This is a genomic window from Candidatus Avelusimicrobium fimicolum, from assembly GCF_021632165.1.
Lineage (GTDB): Bacteria > Elusimicrobiota > Elusimicrobia > Elusimicrobiales > Elusimicrobiaceae > Avelusimicrobium > Avelusimicrobium fimicola.
This window is the reverse complement of the sequence record NZ_JAJWTS010000001.1, coordinates 176,986-191,372: the sequence shown is the minus strand read 5'-3', so window position 1 is coordinate 191,372 and position 14,387 is coordinate 176,986. Positions and strand designations below refer to the sequence as shown.

The 14,387-nt window shown below is 48.5% G+C and carries 12 protein-coding genes; 5 read left to right on the top strand and 7 right to left on the bottom strand.

The window, feature by feature from the left end; translation table 11 throughout:
- Positions 1–52 precede the first annotated feature (52 nt).
- Both ACQY2K_RS00910 and ACQY2K_RS00905 read right to left on the bottom strand, forming a co-directional pair.
- Entirely contained in the window at positions 53–1,378 is a 1,326-nt protein-coding gene (locus tag ACQY2K_RS00910) for a tetratricopeptide repeat protein (protein ID WP_428040393.1), read from the bottom strand.
- Positions 1,379–1,381: 3 nt separating this feature from the next.
- A complete protein-coding gene (locus tag ACQY2K_RS00905; protein ID WP_428040392.1) occupies positions 1,382–1,876 on the bottom strand; it encodes a YajQ family cyclic di-GMP-binding protein in 495 nt (164 codons plus the stop codon).
- 159 nt (positions 1,877–2,035) lie between these two features.
- Between ACQY2K_RS00905 and ACQY2K_RS00900 the strand changes: the two genes are divergently transcribed.
- Positions 2,036–3,352 (top strand): MFS transporter, encoded by a 1,317-nt coding sequence (locus tag ACQY2K_RS00900; RefSeq protein WP_428040391.1) that lies wholly within the window; start codon positions 2,036–2,038, stop codon positions 3,350–3,352.
- A 139-nt stretch (positions 3,353–3,491) separates the two neighbouring features.
- Here ACQY2K_RS00900 and rpsT read toward each other — a convergent pair whose 3' ends face one another.
- Positions 3,492–3,776, bottom strand: a complete 285-nt coding sequence (gene rpsT / locus ACQY2K_RS00895; protein ID WP_177747817.1) for a 30S ribosomal protein S20 — start codon at positions 3,774–3,776, stop codon at positions 3,492–3,494.
- A gap of 119 nt (positions 3,777–3,895) precedes the next feature.
- On the opposite strand from rpsT, the gene ACQY2K_RS00890 reads away from it, so the two are divergent.
- Together ACQY2K_RS00890 and ACQY2K_RS00885 are read left to right on the top strand one after the other, a co-directional pair.
- Positions 3,896–5,227, top strand: a complete 1,332-nt coding sequence (locus ACQY2K_RS00890) for a GIY-YIG nuclease family protein (protein WP_177747820.1) — start codon at positions 3,896–3,898, stop codon at positions 5,225–5,227.
- A 47-nt stretch (positions 5,228–5,274) separates the two neighbouring features.
- Positions 5,275–6,336, top strand: a complete 1,062-nt coding sequence (locus tag ACQY2K_RS00885) for a hypothetical protein (RefSeq protein WP_428040390.1) — start codon at positions 5,275–5,277, stop codon at positions 6,334–6,336.
- Between the two features lie 98 nt (positions 6,337–6,434).
- Here ACQY2K_RS00885 and ACQY2K_RS00880 read toward each other — a convergent pair whose 3' ends face one another.
- From ACQY2K_RS00880 to gltX, 3 genes are read right to left on the bottom strand one after another with little or no spacing between them, the layout of a single operon-like run.
- Positions 6,435–7,514, bottom strand: a complete 1,080-nt coding sequence (locus ACQY2K_RS00880; protein ID WP_428040389.1) for a type IV pilus twitching motility protein PilT — start codon at positions 7,512–7,514, stop codon at positions 6,435–6,437.
- Positions 7,515–7,530: 16 nt separating this feature from the next.
- Positions 7,531–9,387, bottom strand: coding sequence for a hypothetical protein (locus tag ACQY2K_RS00875; protein WP_428040388.1), 1,857 nt, complete (start codon positions 9,385–9,387; stop codon positions 7,531–7,533).
- A 28-nt stretch (positions 9,388–9,415) separates the two neighbouring features.
- Complete coding sequence (gltX, locus tag ACQY2K_RS00870) at positions 9,416–10,879, bottom strand: glutamate--tRNA ligase (protein WP_177747831.1); 1,464 nt, start codon at positions 10,877–10,879, stop codon at positions 9,416–9,418.
- Between the two features lie 109 nt (positions 10,880–10,988).
- Between gltX and ACQY2K_RS00865 the strand changes: the two genes are divergently transcribed.
- Both ACQY2K_RS00865 and ACQY2K_RS00860 read left to right on the top strand, forming a co-directional pair.
- Positions 10,989–12,068 (top strand): metallophosphoesterase, encoded by a 1,080-nt coding sequence (locus ACQY2K_RS00865; RefSeq protein ID WP_428040387.1) that lies wholly within the window; start codon positions 10,989–10,991, stop codon positions 12,066–12,068.
- The gene (locus ACQY2K_RS00860; protein ID WP_428040386.1) at positions 12,068–13,702 is read left to right on the top strand and encodes a glycoside hydrolase family 3 protein; all 1,635 of its coding nucleotides are present in this window, start codon (positions 12,068–12,070) and stop codon (positions 13,700–13,702) included. Before ACQY2K_RS00865 ends, ACQY2K_RS00860 begins: the two co-directional genes overlap by 1 nt.
- On the opposite strand, the gene ACQY2K_RS00855 is transcribed toward ACQY2K_RS00860, so the two are convergent.
- The gene (locus ACQY2K_RS00855) at positions 13,699–14,352 is read right to left on the bottom strand and encodes a DedA family protein (RefSeq protein WP_428040385.1); all 654 of its coding nucleotides are present in this window, start codon (positions 14,350–14,352) and stop codon (positions 13,699–13,701) included. The genes ACQY2K_RS00860 and ACQY2K_RS00855 overlap by 4 nt on opposite strands.
- Positions 14,353–14,387: the final 35 nt, after the last annotated feature.

Here is a 14,387-nt window from a genome sequence, read left to right as displayed (position 1 = left end):
AAAAAACCGCCCTGGGGAAATTTTCCCGGGGCGGTTTTAGGTTTAAGTTATCTTATTTCTGCAATCTGTTTAAGCGGCCTTGGGCACGGGAAGCCAATTTGTTGGTAGGATGATTAATAATCAGCCGTTTGTATATTTCTATGGCTTGCGTGTTCCGGCCTTGTTGTTCGTAAGCGGAAGCCAAATCAAACATAATTTGCGGTGCACGCGGCCCGGCGGGATGCGCCACGAGGGCTTTTTCCAATGCCTGCATATATTTGGTTTGGTCGTGCATACGCTTTTTGGCTACGTTGGCGGCTTCCAAGAGAGAGAACGTGCACTTTTCTTCGTCCGCACTAAACACATTGGCTGTTTTTAACAAAGTGTTATATGCTTCTGCGTAATTTTTGGTTTTTACATACACATCAGCCTTGCCGCGGTATGATTCGTATGCGGCTTTTGTATTGCCCAGCAGTTCAATAGATTTGTCGTAATTAATAAGCGCGCTGTCAAACTGTTTGTTGTTTTCATCCAAAATGGCCATATGCTTATAAACGACACCCGTTTCGGAGGAGCCGGGAAACTCCCGCAGTACACGCGTATAATATGCGGTAGCGTTGGCGGTGTCCTTTAAATTGTCGGCATAAATATCCCCAATAAGACGCAAACTGGCTGCTTTATAAGGTGTGGCAGGATACAGTTCTCCCGCTTTTTTGTATTGCGAAATAGCGGCTAAATAGTTTCCGTTTAGGCGGTGCAAATCTCCGTACCATAGTTCCACCTTATCTCCGTTTTCGTACTTGGGATGAAGCGCAAAAAAGGTTTCAAACGCTTGCGCGGCGGGGGCATATAAGGTGCGTCCCGGCAATTTAGAGAGCGCATACAAGGCTTCGGCTTCGCGGTCCGCTTCCGTGTCGGTTTCCGCGGGTAACGGAAGTGCAAAGAGTTGGTTTGCCGTTTCGCGCGCGTCTGCCTTTACGGCCTCGGCGGCTTGCGGCAAAAGCGCTTTTAATGCGTTGATATCTGCCGAGGGAAAGACCTTGCGTAGTTTAAAGAGCGAAACCAGCGCATTTGCATTGTTCTGCGCGCGTAAATAAAGACGCGTTTGAAGCAGAAGTGCATCTGCCGTAGCGGCTTGCCCGGGGTTTTGCGATACCCAAGTGCCTACATTATCTGCCAATGTTTTGGCGAAGGCGCGCTCGTCGCGGGTGGGGTCGGCGGAAATCGTGAGTGCCTGTTTTTTATAAAAATCCAACGCGGCGGACATATCGGCCGCTTTTACGGCCGGGGCGGCTATTAAAACCGCCGGGCTTGCGGCTCTGGCCTCGCGGGCACAGGCCGCTTTTACGGCCGGGGCGGCTATTAAAACCGCACTTAAAATAAGTAATAGTTTGCGCATAAGTTATCTGTAATTGGTGAATTGGAGTTCCACGCCGAAGTCGCCCTCTCTTAAAAGGGCCATCGTGTTTTGGAGTTCGTCTTTGGATTTGGACGATACGCGCAACTGGTCGCCCTGGATAGAAGCGGAAACCTTTAATTTAGCATCTTTGATGGCTTTGGTAATTTCCTTAGCCTTATCCGACGGGATTCCTTGTTGGATTTTTACCGTTTGTTTGGCATTACCGCCCAAAGCGGCTTCAATTTTTTGCGGTAACATATTTTTAAGCGGAATCCCACGCTTGGCAATACGCGTAAAAATGATATCGCGCAGGGTATTTACTTTATATTCGTCGCTGGAACCGAGTTTCAGTTCGTTATCCTTTTGGTTTAGTTCAATTGTGGAATTGGTGCCTTTAAAATCGTAGCGGTTAGTGATTTCTTTATTTGCGGCGCTGACGGCTTCCGCGATTACGTTCAAATCCACCTTGGATACCACATCAAAACTGTAATCTGCCATATAATTTTCCTCCTCAAAAAGTTTTTCAATTTATTTCCTATATTATATCTTTTTTTGTACAATGGTTTTATCGGCGGGGGCAGTTACGCCTTGGGCGTTGCCCGCCAATTTTATGGAGGTTTGCAGCCGGAGTTTCCCTGCTTCGGCGGTAATTCGCTTATGAACATCAAAATTCGTTTGACTGCAATGAACTTTCTCCAATACGCCGTTTGGGGCGCGTACCTTACTTCTATGGGTACCTTCCTGGCCGGGGCCGGATTGGCGGAAAATATCGGTTGGTTTTACGCGGTGCAAGGTTTTGTATCGCTTTTTATGCCGGCTATTATCGGCATTGTGGCGGACCGCTGGGTTCCTGCGCAAAAACTGTTGGGCCTGTGCCATTTATTGGCGGCGGCCGGTATGGCCGGAGCGGCTTATTTCGGCTCGCTTCCCCAAGTGAGTTTTGCGCTGGTGTTTGCCTGCTATACGTTTAGTGTAGCCTTCTATATGCCCACGATTGCTCTTTCCAACTCCGTGGCTTATACGGCATTGCGCCAAGGCGGTTTTAATACGGTGTCCGCTTTCCCGCCTATCCGCGTATTCGGTACGGTTGGTTTTATTTGTGCGATGTTGACCTCCAACTTTACGGGTTTCCAAAATACCTATATGCAATGGTATTTCTCCGGCATTTTGGGTGTGATTTTGGGCTTGTATTGCTTTACCTTGCCTGCCTGCCCCACTTGCACGGAAAAAGCCAAATCTTTGGCCGAAGCATTGGGCCTCAAAGCGTTTGCGCTTTTTAAAGAAAAAAAGATGGCTATCTTTTTTATCTTCTCTATGTTGTTGGGTATGTCCTTACAAATTACCAACGCTTATGCCAATCCGTTTATTAACGGTTTTAATTCCTTGGCTGGTTTTGCCGGCTCTTGGGGGGCCAATAATGCCAACGCGCTGATTTCGCTGTCCCAAATGTCCGAAACGCTGTGCATTTTACTGATTCCGTTCTGCCTGAAACGCTTTGGTATCAAAAAGGTAATGCTTATGAGTATGATTGCGTGGGTGTTACGCTTTGGCTTTTTCGGCCTTGGGAATCCGTCCACCGCGGGCGGCATTGTGCTGTTAGTAGCCTCTATGATAGTGTATGGGGTAGCGTTTGACTTCTTTAACGTATCCGGTTCCCTGTATGTGGATAAAGAAACCGACCCGGCGATTCGTTCCAGCGCGCAGGGTGTATTTATGCTGATGACCAACGGCTTTGGCGCGATGATTGGTACGTTAGGCGCCCAGTGGGTCATTAACAAATTGGTAAACGTCCATATTAATGCTTATACGGCGGCGAACGGCTTTTTGCCGGAAGGTGCGGTATATCCGGCGGATGTTTCCCATACCATTATGACCGGGTGGAGCGAATCGTGGTTCGTTTTTGCGGGCTTCTCCTTGGTGGTGGCTATCCTGTTTGCCTTTATTTTTAAATACAAACACGTGCCGGAAGCGTAAGAGTTTTACTTGCGAAAAAAGGCGCCTTTTAACGGGGCGCCTTTTTTGTGGCTGGTACAGTAATATTTTTGCGCAAGTGGAAAAACTGGCCACAAAAAACCGCCCGAAAAGGGCGGTTTTAAAGGTGTTGCAAGACTTATTATTTGGCGGCAGCGGCTTTGTTAGCGGCTTTGGCCAAGCGGGATTTCTTGCGGGCAGCCGTTTTCCAGTGGATTACGTTCTTTTTGGCGGCCTTGTCAATGCAAGATTCGGCTTTCTTCAAGTCTTCTTTGAGTGTGGCGGCTTTCGTGGTAGCGGAAGCGTTCACAGTTTTGGTGGCTAAGCGGACTTTTTTAATCAAGCCCTTGTTAGCGGAAGTTCTTTTTTCGGCTTGGCGCTGCGCTTTGATAGCGCTAGTGTGCCGACCAGTTTTAAGTTTTGCCATTTATATAGTTCCTCTAATAGAAAAATCGGGTTACTAATATTTTATCCTTTTATTGCCGCGGGGTCAACTGATTTTTTTCGGTTAAGCAGGCTATGCGCCTGAAATGTTACAATAATTTTATGGACCCGCGCCTAGATATTTTACCAAATAAACCCGGTGTTTACATAATGCGTTCCAAAGAGGGCACGATTATTTATGTAGGCAAGGCCAAAAATTTGTCCGACCGGGTAAAACAATATTTCCAAGAGTCTAACCTGTATTCACGCGGGTGGAAACTGCCTTGTCTGTTGCCGCTTATTGCTAAAATAGATTATATTACTACCGCCAGTGAACGGGATGCGTTGGTGTTGGAAGAAAAATTAATCAAGCAATACCAGCCGTTTTTTAATTCGCTGGGCAAAGACGGCAAGAGTTACCCTTATTTAAAACTGACAATGGGGGAGGACTTCCCGCGCCTGCATTTAACGCGCCGGGTGGTGCGCGGGAAAGACCTGTATTTTGGGCCGTATCCTAAATCTAGCATTGTAAAAAGTTTAATGCGGTTTTTGTGGAAGAGTAAATATGCCCCTTTGCGACCGTGTAAATGGAACTTTTCGCGCGAAAAGGAATTGGACCCGCGCAAAATTAACACCTGTATTTATTATCATACCGGGCAATGTCCGGCTCCGTGTGCAGGTAAAATTTCGTATGAAGATTACCGCAAAATTGCCGAGCGTATGGCGCAATTTTTAGAAGGGCACTTTGGCAACATTACCGAAAATATCACGCGGCTTATGAAGGAACACTCCGCCAAGTGGGAATACGAACAGGCGGCTGTTTACCGCAATTTTCTGCACGCCTTGGCGCATATGCAGGAGAGGGTATTGGTGGGTCAGTTTAAAGATGACAAAATCACAACCGCTATGGAAAATACGGATAAGTTAAAACGGCTGGCGCAGGTAATCGGTTTAAATAAACTGCCTGCGCATATTGAAGCGTTTGATAACTCCCATTTATTCGGGCGCGAAGCGGTGGGCTGCGTCGTGTGTTATATCAATGGCGAAAAAAACCACGAACACTACCGCCGCTTTAAAATCCGTTCCAAATTGCCCGAGCGCGGGGGAAGTGATTTTACGATGATGGAGGAGAGTGTTTTCCGCCGCCTGCGCCAAATAAAAAAGGACCCGTCCCAAGCGCCCGATTTAATTTTATTAGACGGTGGCAAGAGCCAAATTACAGCCGCGTTAAACGCCTTTGACCGCGCAGGCATTTATATCCCGTTTATCTCACTTGCCGAAACCCACGAGGGCATTTATCTGCCCGGTGCGGAGGAAAGCATTAAACTGCCCATTGGCGACCCGGCTTTAAATCTGCTGATGGAAATCCGCGACGAGGTTCACCGCTTTGCCATTACCTATCACCGCACTCTGCGTAATAAAGACACACTTTCAAACGGTCCTATGTCCGCCTAGGCCCTTTGGCCCTTGTTTTGGCTGGCGGGCAAACTTATAATAACAGTATGAACAAAACACTTACGCTGATGCTGTCATCTCTTTTTATCCTCGCTTTTTCCGGCGCGGCGCAAGCCCAGCGCGGGAAACTCCCGCCTGTAAAGGTTCCGGCCGGTGCTATGGAAAAGGTTGCTAAAAATGCCTTTCCCAAAGTTTATTATACCCCTGGTATTAATTCTGCCATTACGCAGGCCCAACATATGTGGAAACTGCGCGCCTTGCGTGGACAGCGCGATTTAAACGCGATAAAAGTATGGGCGGGCGAACAGAATTTGCTCCCTGATTCTAAATTTTACAGGGCGGCCACCAAAGATTTGTCCTATTTACGCAAGCATTTAAAACAGGTGGATGTGCTGATTGACCGAAATGTCGTACACGTTAATTCCGTGCCTTACATCCAACTGCTGCGCGGAAAAAACCGTATTTTTATTGCAACGGAGTGGAACGAAGGCTCAAAGTTGCAACTTTCCAATTTGCTTACGTCCTTGCGGAAATTAAATCCCGGTAAGCAAATTGTGGTGGCAAGCCCGTATTTCCCGGTGGAGGGAACATATAAATCCGGTTCTTATGTGGCGTTTCAGCAAAAGAACGGCTCGGACTCGTTTGTGAAAACGGTTTTGCACGATTCCGATGCAATGCTTATCCCGCTGACGACTGAACCAGGCTCCACCGTACAAAGCACCTTGGCCTCTTGGAGCGATGAATTGCAGCCTTATTACGCGGCGGCTTCGTTTGGTAAAACGGATGAAGTGCTTGTGATTATTGCCCAACCAATGTTTATTGAAGGCGGCGAAGGCTCCCTGCGCCGTGCGCATATGCACTCCCCGATTTTGAATAAAGACCAATCGGTTACGTTTTCTATCCGCACCAAAGATGAAAATAATTTAACGGATTACAAATGGGGCCTTTTGGCCACCCACGTCCGCCGTTTGTTGCCTCCGCCGTATGTTTCCGGTTGGACGCAAAATGCCTTTGTGGACACGGTGGCACCGGAACTTTCCGATGCGGTGGGGACAGATATATTTATCCGCGTTTGTCCGCAGGTGGTAAGTAACCGACCCCAAAAATAAGAATTTCCCAAAGAAAAGCCGCCCCTTTTGAGGCGGCTTTTTTATGCGTTTTAAAGCATAAAAAAGCGGGACTTAAAAGCCCCGCTTGGTATTTTTTATTATTTGAAACTGGCCGTACCTAATTTTTGCTGCAAGTAGGTTTTCAAACCGGACGGATCGCCCGTGTGGGAAATGGCCTCTTGGTAACTTATTTGCTTGCGGATGTACAAATCTCCCAACGCCTGGTTCATTGTAATCATACCCATACCCACACTGGTCTGCATGGTGGAAATAATTTGCTCGGCTTTGCCGTCGCGGATTAAACTGCGCACGGCGGAGTTGGCAAGCAACACCTCGCACGCCATAGCGCGACCGCCCGTTAAAGTGGGGATTAACTGCTGGGATAAAATGGCCTCCAACACGAAGGACAACTGCGTGCGGATTTGGAGCTGTTGGTTGGCCGGGAACACGTCAATAATACGGTTGATGGACTGTACAGCATCGTTGGTGTGCAGTGTAGCAAACACCAAGTGCCCGGTTTCTGCCAAGGTAAGGCAGGCTTCCATAGTTTCGCGGTCGCGCAATTCGCCGACCAGAATAATATCCGGGTCCTGACGCAAAAAGTGCTTTAAGGCGTCTGCGAACGAAAGCGTATCAGCACCCACTTCACGCTGATTGACGATACTGCGTTTATGCGGGTGCACGAATTCAATAGGGTCTTCTACCGTCATAATGTGGTTGCTTTCGTTCATATTCAGGTAGTTAATCATACTGGCCAAAGAGGTTGATTTACCGGATCCGGTGCAGCCCGTTACCAACACAAGCCCTTTGTTTAACTTCATAATGTTATACACCACAGGCGGTAAATTGAGTTGTTCAAACGATTTAAATTCGTTAGGAATAGAACGCAAGGCGGCGGCCACACAGCCTTTTTGTTTATAGACGTTTACACGAAGACGGCCCAAGGATTTAAGACCGATAGAGCAGTCCAACTCCAACTTGTCTTCAAACTGTTGGCGTTGTTCGTCGGTTAAAATGGAGTAAATGAGTGTCTGGGCGCTTTCTTTGGTCAAGGCTTCAAACGGTGTGGCATACAAGCGGCCCTGAATACGCAATACAGGCGGCACGCCTACCGTTAAGTGAATATCGGAAGCGTTTTTTGCTTTCATCATTTTAAATAAATCGTCCATCAATATCATATTAGCCCTCTCGTCGTTATTGAATTTTGCCCAGCAAGTCCAGCGCCACATTGTTTAGCGCGCCGGTTAAAGTCCCTTTTGAAACGTCCGCTTGGAATACATATACAATGGGTTCCATACGGGTTTTGGTTAATCTGTATTTTACAATATATGCGTTTTTATGCAAAGGCTCTGCGGACCACGCCCCTGTATATCCCTGGGAAAGTTTATCCCGGTATAAGTGGTCCAAATACGCGGCCACAGTACCCCGTCCGCCGGAAAGTGTATAGTTTTGCACGGCCGATAATGCCTTGTCCGAAGCGGAAACGGCTTGTGGTTTAACGGCAGGGGGCGGCGCGGGCGGTAAAATTTCATCATCCGTGGCGGAAATGGTTTTTTCTTCCGGCACCAATTCGGTGGATACCGGGGTGTTTTGCGCGTCTTTATCTTGCCCGTCTGCCGGCATTGGGTTAAACATTAATAAAATACCTATCGCCAAAAGGGCCACCAATACCGCTAAGGCCGCCATTGCTTTTTTGTTGTTGCGGTTGGGAGCAATACGCTCGTTTTGTGTATCGGTTAAAAACTGTTGAATTTCGGGCGTGGGTTTTAGCCTCGGGCGCACTTGATTAACTGTCGGCATTACGGGCACGCTTTTAATCGGCTCTTGAATTTCGGGCGTAGCCTTTACCTTTAAGGCCCCTACCAAAATATCCTCTACTGGCTCGTTATCCTGTTGGGCTAATTCTTGCACCTCGGCCCCTTGTGTGGCGGGTTCATCTCCGGGCGTGGCAAGAACAACCGTAGTTTCCGGGGCAGATGCTGCTTTTATTTCCTGCTGAGCCGGCTCGGCCTGTTCGGGTTGGTCCGCAGGCGGATTAACAGGCTCTTTGGGTGTTTCAAATTCGTTTTGCAAAGGCGTATCCGTGGCCGGGGCGGATTCGTCCATAACCGGTGCGGCAATATCTGCCGAGGGAACTTCTTGCTCAGCCGGGAGTACAGGTTCCGGGCCTTGCGGCATAGGCGGCAACTCGCTTTCCGGCTGATCCACTACGGGTAAGGTGAAAGTTGTCGCGGCTTTGGATTCAGACTCCGTCGGCCCGGGGGTAAGTTCTGGGTGTTCCGGCCCGGGTTCTGTTGGCTTAGATTCCGCTTGCGCGGGTTCGGATTTAGCCACTTCTGCGGGCTTTTCCTCCGGTGTATCTTGTCCGGCGGACGAGTCTGATAAAATTTGTGTTTTCGCCCCGTGAACGGTTAGTTCCATTTCCTCTTCCGGCTCGGCAGACATTGGGATAGAAGCGGGTTCCGGCTTTTTTTCCTCTTGCGGAGCAATTTGCTTTTCAGCGGCGGGGGCCGCAGGCTCAGGCTTGGTTTGCGGGTCTTCTTCCGGCTCCTCTGTAAATTCGTCAAAGGGGTCTTGATCTACTATCTTGTCTGCGGGAGGAGTAGTTTTATTTAATTGTTTGGCTAGTGTCCGGGCCAAGTTCATATCCGAATTTTCATTTGGGTCCGGGATGCCTAAAATATTGCCCAAGTCGCCCCCCTGCATATTGTTGAAATAATCTTCAATCGGCCCGGGTTTTGCCGGTTTTTGGGGGATTTTAAGCGAAGACGGCGGCTCTGTGGCCGGTTCTTGCGCTCCTGCCAGCGGGGAACGCTCTTTTAAAAGAGTGTCCATTTCCTTATCAAAAGTGTCAGTATCTAATTCTTCTTCGGCGGGTGCAGGCTCGGCGGACAGTTCTTCAAAGGCAGAGGCCATTTTCCAACTGTCTTCCTGGTCGCTGTTGTTTTCGGGGCAGACCAAACTGGTGGGGGCGAAGCCAGGCCGCGCCGCAAGTTCCTGCGGCGTAAACGGCCCGACTACATCACTTCCGTCAAAAAGCCAATATTTCACGGCTATCCCTGCCCCCTGGGGCGCGTTGCTATTTGCAGAATTTCAGCGCGTTAGTAAGGCGCGCGAGGACTTTTTCCTTGCCCATATATTCCAACATTTTGAACAAGGTCGGTCCGTGCGTGCGGCCGGAAACGGCTACGCGCACCGGGTGGAAGATTTGGCCGGCCTTCATCCCGTTGGCCTTGGCATAAGCGCGTGCGGCGGTTTCTAAGTTGGCTTCGGTGAAGTCAGTTAAATCGCCATACACTTTGATAATGCCTTCCAACACTTGTTTGGCTTCGGGCTTGGCAAATACTTTGTCCAAGGCTTCCTGTTCAAATACAGGTTCTTCAAAGAAGAAGCGGATTAAATCCGGAATTTCGGTTAAGAGTTTATACTTTTCCTGTTCCAAACCGATAATGCCTTCCAGTTTGGCACGGTCCGTCCCGGACACATTAATACCCGCTTTTTCAATAAACGGCATAGCCAAGTCGGTCAAGCGGTTAAGCGGCGTAGCGCGGATATATTCTCCGTTCATCCAGTTCAATTTTTCCGGATCCATTACGGCCGGGCTGGGCTGGCAGCCGGAGATATCAAATTTTTCTTCCAGTTCGCCGGGTTTAAAGAGTTGCTGGGAATCGGGTGTAGCCCAACCGAGCAAAGCCAAGTAGTTTTTTAACGCTTCGGGCAAGTACCCCATATTGCGAAATTCCACTACATTGGTCGCGCCGTGGCGTTTGGAAAGTTTTTTGCCGTCCGGTCCGTGAATCATAGACAAGTGGGCAAAAATCGGTTCCTTCCAGCCCAACGCGTGATAAATTTGAATTTGCGCCGGGGTGTTGGAAATGTGGTCATCCCCGCGGATAACGTGCGTCATACGCATTAAGTGGTCATCTACCACTACGGCAAAATTGTAAGTGGGGTAACCGCTCGTTTTTTGGATGACGAGGTCGTACAAATCTTTGCTGGCGAATTTAACGTGTCCGCGAATCATATCGTCCCACTCCACATCGCCTTCCTGCGGCATACGGAAACGGATAACGTATTTGCGGCCTTGGGCTTCCAACTCTTTTTGTTGGGCTTCCGTCAGGTGGCTGCACTTGCCGCTGTATTTGGGCGGGCGGTGTTCAGCCAAGCACTTTTGGCGGTTTTCTTCCAGTTCTTCCTCGGTGCAATAGCATTTATAGGCTTTGCCTTCGGCCAACAGTTGGTCAATATATTTTTTGTAAATGCCCATATCGGCACGTTGGGCCTGGTAATACGGGAAATCCGGCCCTTTGTTGGTGCCGTCGGGCATTGGGCCTTCGTCCCAGTTCAAATTCATCCATTGCATACCTTCAAAGATAGCATCAGTAGAGGCCTGCGTGGAACGTTCCTCGTCGGTATCTTCAATGCGGAGTAAAAAAGTGCCTTTGTTTTTTTTAGCGAAAAGGTAGTTGAAAAGCGCCGTGCGCACGCCGCCGATGTGTAAGAAACCAGTCGGGGACGGGGCAAATCTAACTCTTACGGTCATAGTGTTGTTAAGTCCTCTTTTAAATATGATACGTATATAGGTATATTATACTTATTATGGAAAATTTTTTAAAATATAAAAAACAGTTTTTTAGAAAAAGGAGAGGTTTGTGGGTGCATTTTTTGTGGTGGCTGCGGTGATTATGTGGCTGATGCAGGTAACGGTTGGGGCTTGGTTGTTTGTATCTTTCCCTCAGTTGGGGTGGAAATATCCGGTCGCGTTGTTTCCTTTGCTGTTGACGGTGCTAATGTTTGCGGGGCTGGGGTACACGCGCACGCATTGGGGTGTGTGGGAAAGTTGGCTTTATTATTTTTCTTATGCGTGGATGGGGCTGGTGTTTTTGGGGTTTTGTGTTTGTGCCGGTTTTGCTGTCTTGCATTGGATTTTAAACCTGTGTCATTTTAATTGCCGTGCGTGTCTGGGCATTTTGAGCGTGGCAACAATGTGCACCGTATTTGGTATGGCCATTTATGGGGGAATTTCGGCCCCGCGTTTAAAACGTATTTCTGTAACGGTGCCCGGTGCGCCCAAAATGAAAATTGCGCTTTTGTCCGATTCTCACTTGGGAATGGGGGTATCGTATAAGCGGTTTGACAAAGTGATGAGCCGTATTGAAGCCGAAAAGCCGGATTCCTTGCTGGTATTGGGAGATGTGTTTGAATACGGGCCGGAGCGCAGAAAGTATGCTGCCCGCATTAAAAATTTACTTACTGCGCAGGGTACTTATGGAGTGTTTGGCAACCACGAATATTATGTCGGGTACGAAAATTCCAAAGAATTTTTTAAAGAATCGGGCATTACTCTTTTGGAGAACGGTCTGGCCCAAATGCCAAACGGCGTGCAAGTGGTGGGCATAAAAGATGCCAAAACCGTGCGTATGACCGCCCAAGAAGCCGAAGCGGTGCTTGCAAAAGCGGACAGGCAAAAACCGCTTATCTTTTTAAGCCACACGCCCGTATTTGCCGAAGAAGCCGCCCGGCACGGTGCCGCCCTGATGTTTAGCGGGCACACGCACAACGGGCAGATTTTCCCCTTTAAATATTTGGTACGCCTTCAATTTCCGCGCGTTTACGGATTGTTTGAAGTGGAACAAATGAAATTTTACATTACGTCGGGTATGTTTTACTGGGGCGTTCCTTTGCGTTTTTTGGCCCCGGCGGAAATCCCGGTAGTAGAGGTTAATTACTAATGAAAAAACTCCTGTTGGCTGTCGTCTGTCTTATGTGTGCCTTGCCGCTGGCGGCGCAGACGCGTTTTGAAGATTTGTCCCCGGAGGAACAACTGGGGCAGACCCTGGTGGTGTTTGTAGATGTGGACAGCGCGGAATTGGTCCGCCCGGCGATAGAACAGGGAAAAATCGGCGGTGTGCTTATCCAATGGGGGAATTATTCTTTGGCAGAAACAAAAAAATTAGTGGATAAACTGCAAACTTGGGCCGCCAACAGTCCGCATAAAATTCCGCTGTTTATTTCCATTGATTACGAGGGCGGCACTGTTTATACTCCTATTACGCTTGGTTTTGACTATTTGCCTACCAATATGATGCTTTCTGCCGCGCGCGATGAAGAAGGGGCCGCCACAATCGCCTATTTGGCCGGGTTGGAATTGCGCCGCGCGGGGGTGCATATTAATTTTTCCCCGGTTCTGGACGTAAACAGTAACCCGCATAACCCCATTATCGGGGTGCGTTCCTTCGGTTCGGACCCGGCGAGCGTAACCCGTATGGGCGGTGCGCTGATTAACGGATTTAAGGCGGCGGATATTGTCAGCGTAGTGAAACATTTTCCGGGCCACGGGGACACCTCCGCCGATTCCCATTATGATGTCCCGGTCGTGCGGGCCAGTTATTCCCAACTGCAAAAAATCCATTTGGCTCCCTTTGAGGCTGCCGTTAAACAAGGCGTGCCGGGCGTGATGACCGGGCATATTTTATATCCGGCCTTGGACAACAAAAACGTGGCTACCTTTTCGCGCCCGATTTTGCAAGATTTATTACGCGGCACGATGGGTTTTAAAGGCCTAATTGTTACCGATAGTTTGGATATGAAAAGCGCCACCTCCTATTGCACGATTCCCGGCTGTGCGGTGCGCGCGCTGGAAAGCGGTGCGGATATGATTTTACTGGGGCGGTATATAAAACCCGTGTCGGTATTTTCGCAAGTGTGGCGTGAGGTGCAAGCCAAGCATTTGGAACCGGTGGTGGAGGATGCCTCCCGCAAGGTGTTTGATTTAAAAAAACAAATGGGCCTATTGGATAATTCCCGTGCGGTTCCGGCCCCTATTGAAGAAGCCTACCATATGGCACTAGCCAAAATCAGCGCGGAATCGGTAACGTTGGTCCGGGACAGAAAAAAACTGCTTCCGTTTAAACCGGCCGCCAATAAAAAGCCGACAGTGTGCGCGGTCTTTTTCGCCCCGGCGCGCTTTGCGGACCAATTGATGAGTTTTTCTAAACCGTTTTTGCAAAAGGGGTGGACGATACGCAGTTACAACGCGGCATTGACCCCGCGCAAGAAAGACAGCCAGCGTGCCGCCGCTTGTGCAAAGGGCGCCGATTTGCTGATTGTAACCAGTTTACAATGGGCCGATAAAACCAATATCAACCAAAAAAACGCTATTAACGGCCTGATAGGGGAAAACCCGAATACGGTATTTATCTCCACAATGAGCCCGTACGATATAAAAAATTACCCGGAGGCAGATGTGGTGTTGGCTACCTACGGGTTAAATAAATATGTATTGCAAACGGCGGCAGACATTATTTTGGGCAACCAATCTGCTCACGGCGTATTGCCTGTGGATCTGCCGGATGTGCAGAATTAAGATTTCTTTTCTTGCCGCTTGGCATTGATAAATTCATATACCGCAGGCAAAAGTGAAAGGATAATAATCGCTACAATCACATAGTGGAAGTGATTTTGCACGACGGGTAAATCCGCAAAAAAATAGCCTCCCAACGTAAAGAGCAGTACCCACAGCGCCGCGCCGATTACATTATACGAAGCAAAATGGAAATATGTCATCTTGCCAATTCCCGCTACAAACGGGGCAAAAGTGCGGATAATGGGGATAAAGCGCGCCAAAATAATGGTTTTTCCGCCATATTTTTCATAAAAAGCGTGTGCTTTATTTAAATGGTCTTTATTCAAAAGGATACTGTCTTTTTTGGTAAATACCTTTGGCCCTAGCCATTTGCCAATTTCGTAATTGCAAAAATCGCCCAATACCGCCGCCGCAAAGATGACGGGTATCAACCAAGGCAAATTAATTGCGCTGCCGTGCGTAGCCGCCAAGGCCCCACAGGCAAACAGTAGGGAATCGCCCGGCAAAAAAGGCGTAACCACAAGACCCGTTTCGCAAAAAACGACTGCAAAAATAACAATATAGAGCCAAATTCCCATCCAGGCGGCCCAAGCGTTCAAGTGCACATCCAAGTGCAAAAAAATATCCACAAATTGTGATAATAGTTCCATATATAGATTGTAGCAAAAAATGTTTTTTAAAAAAT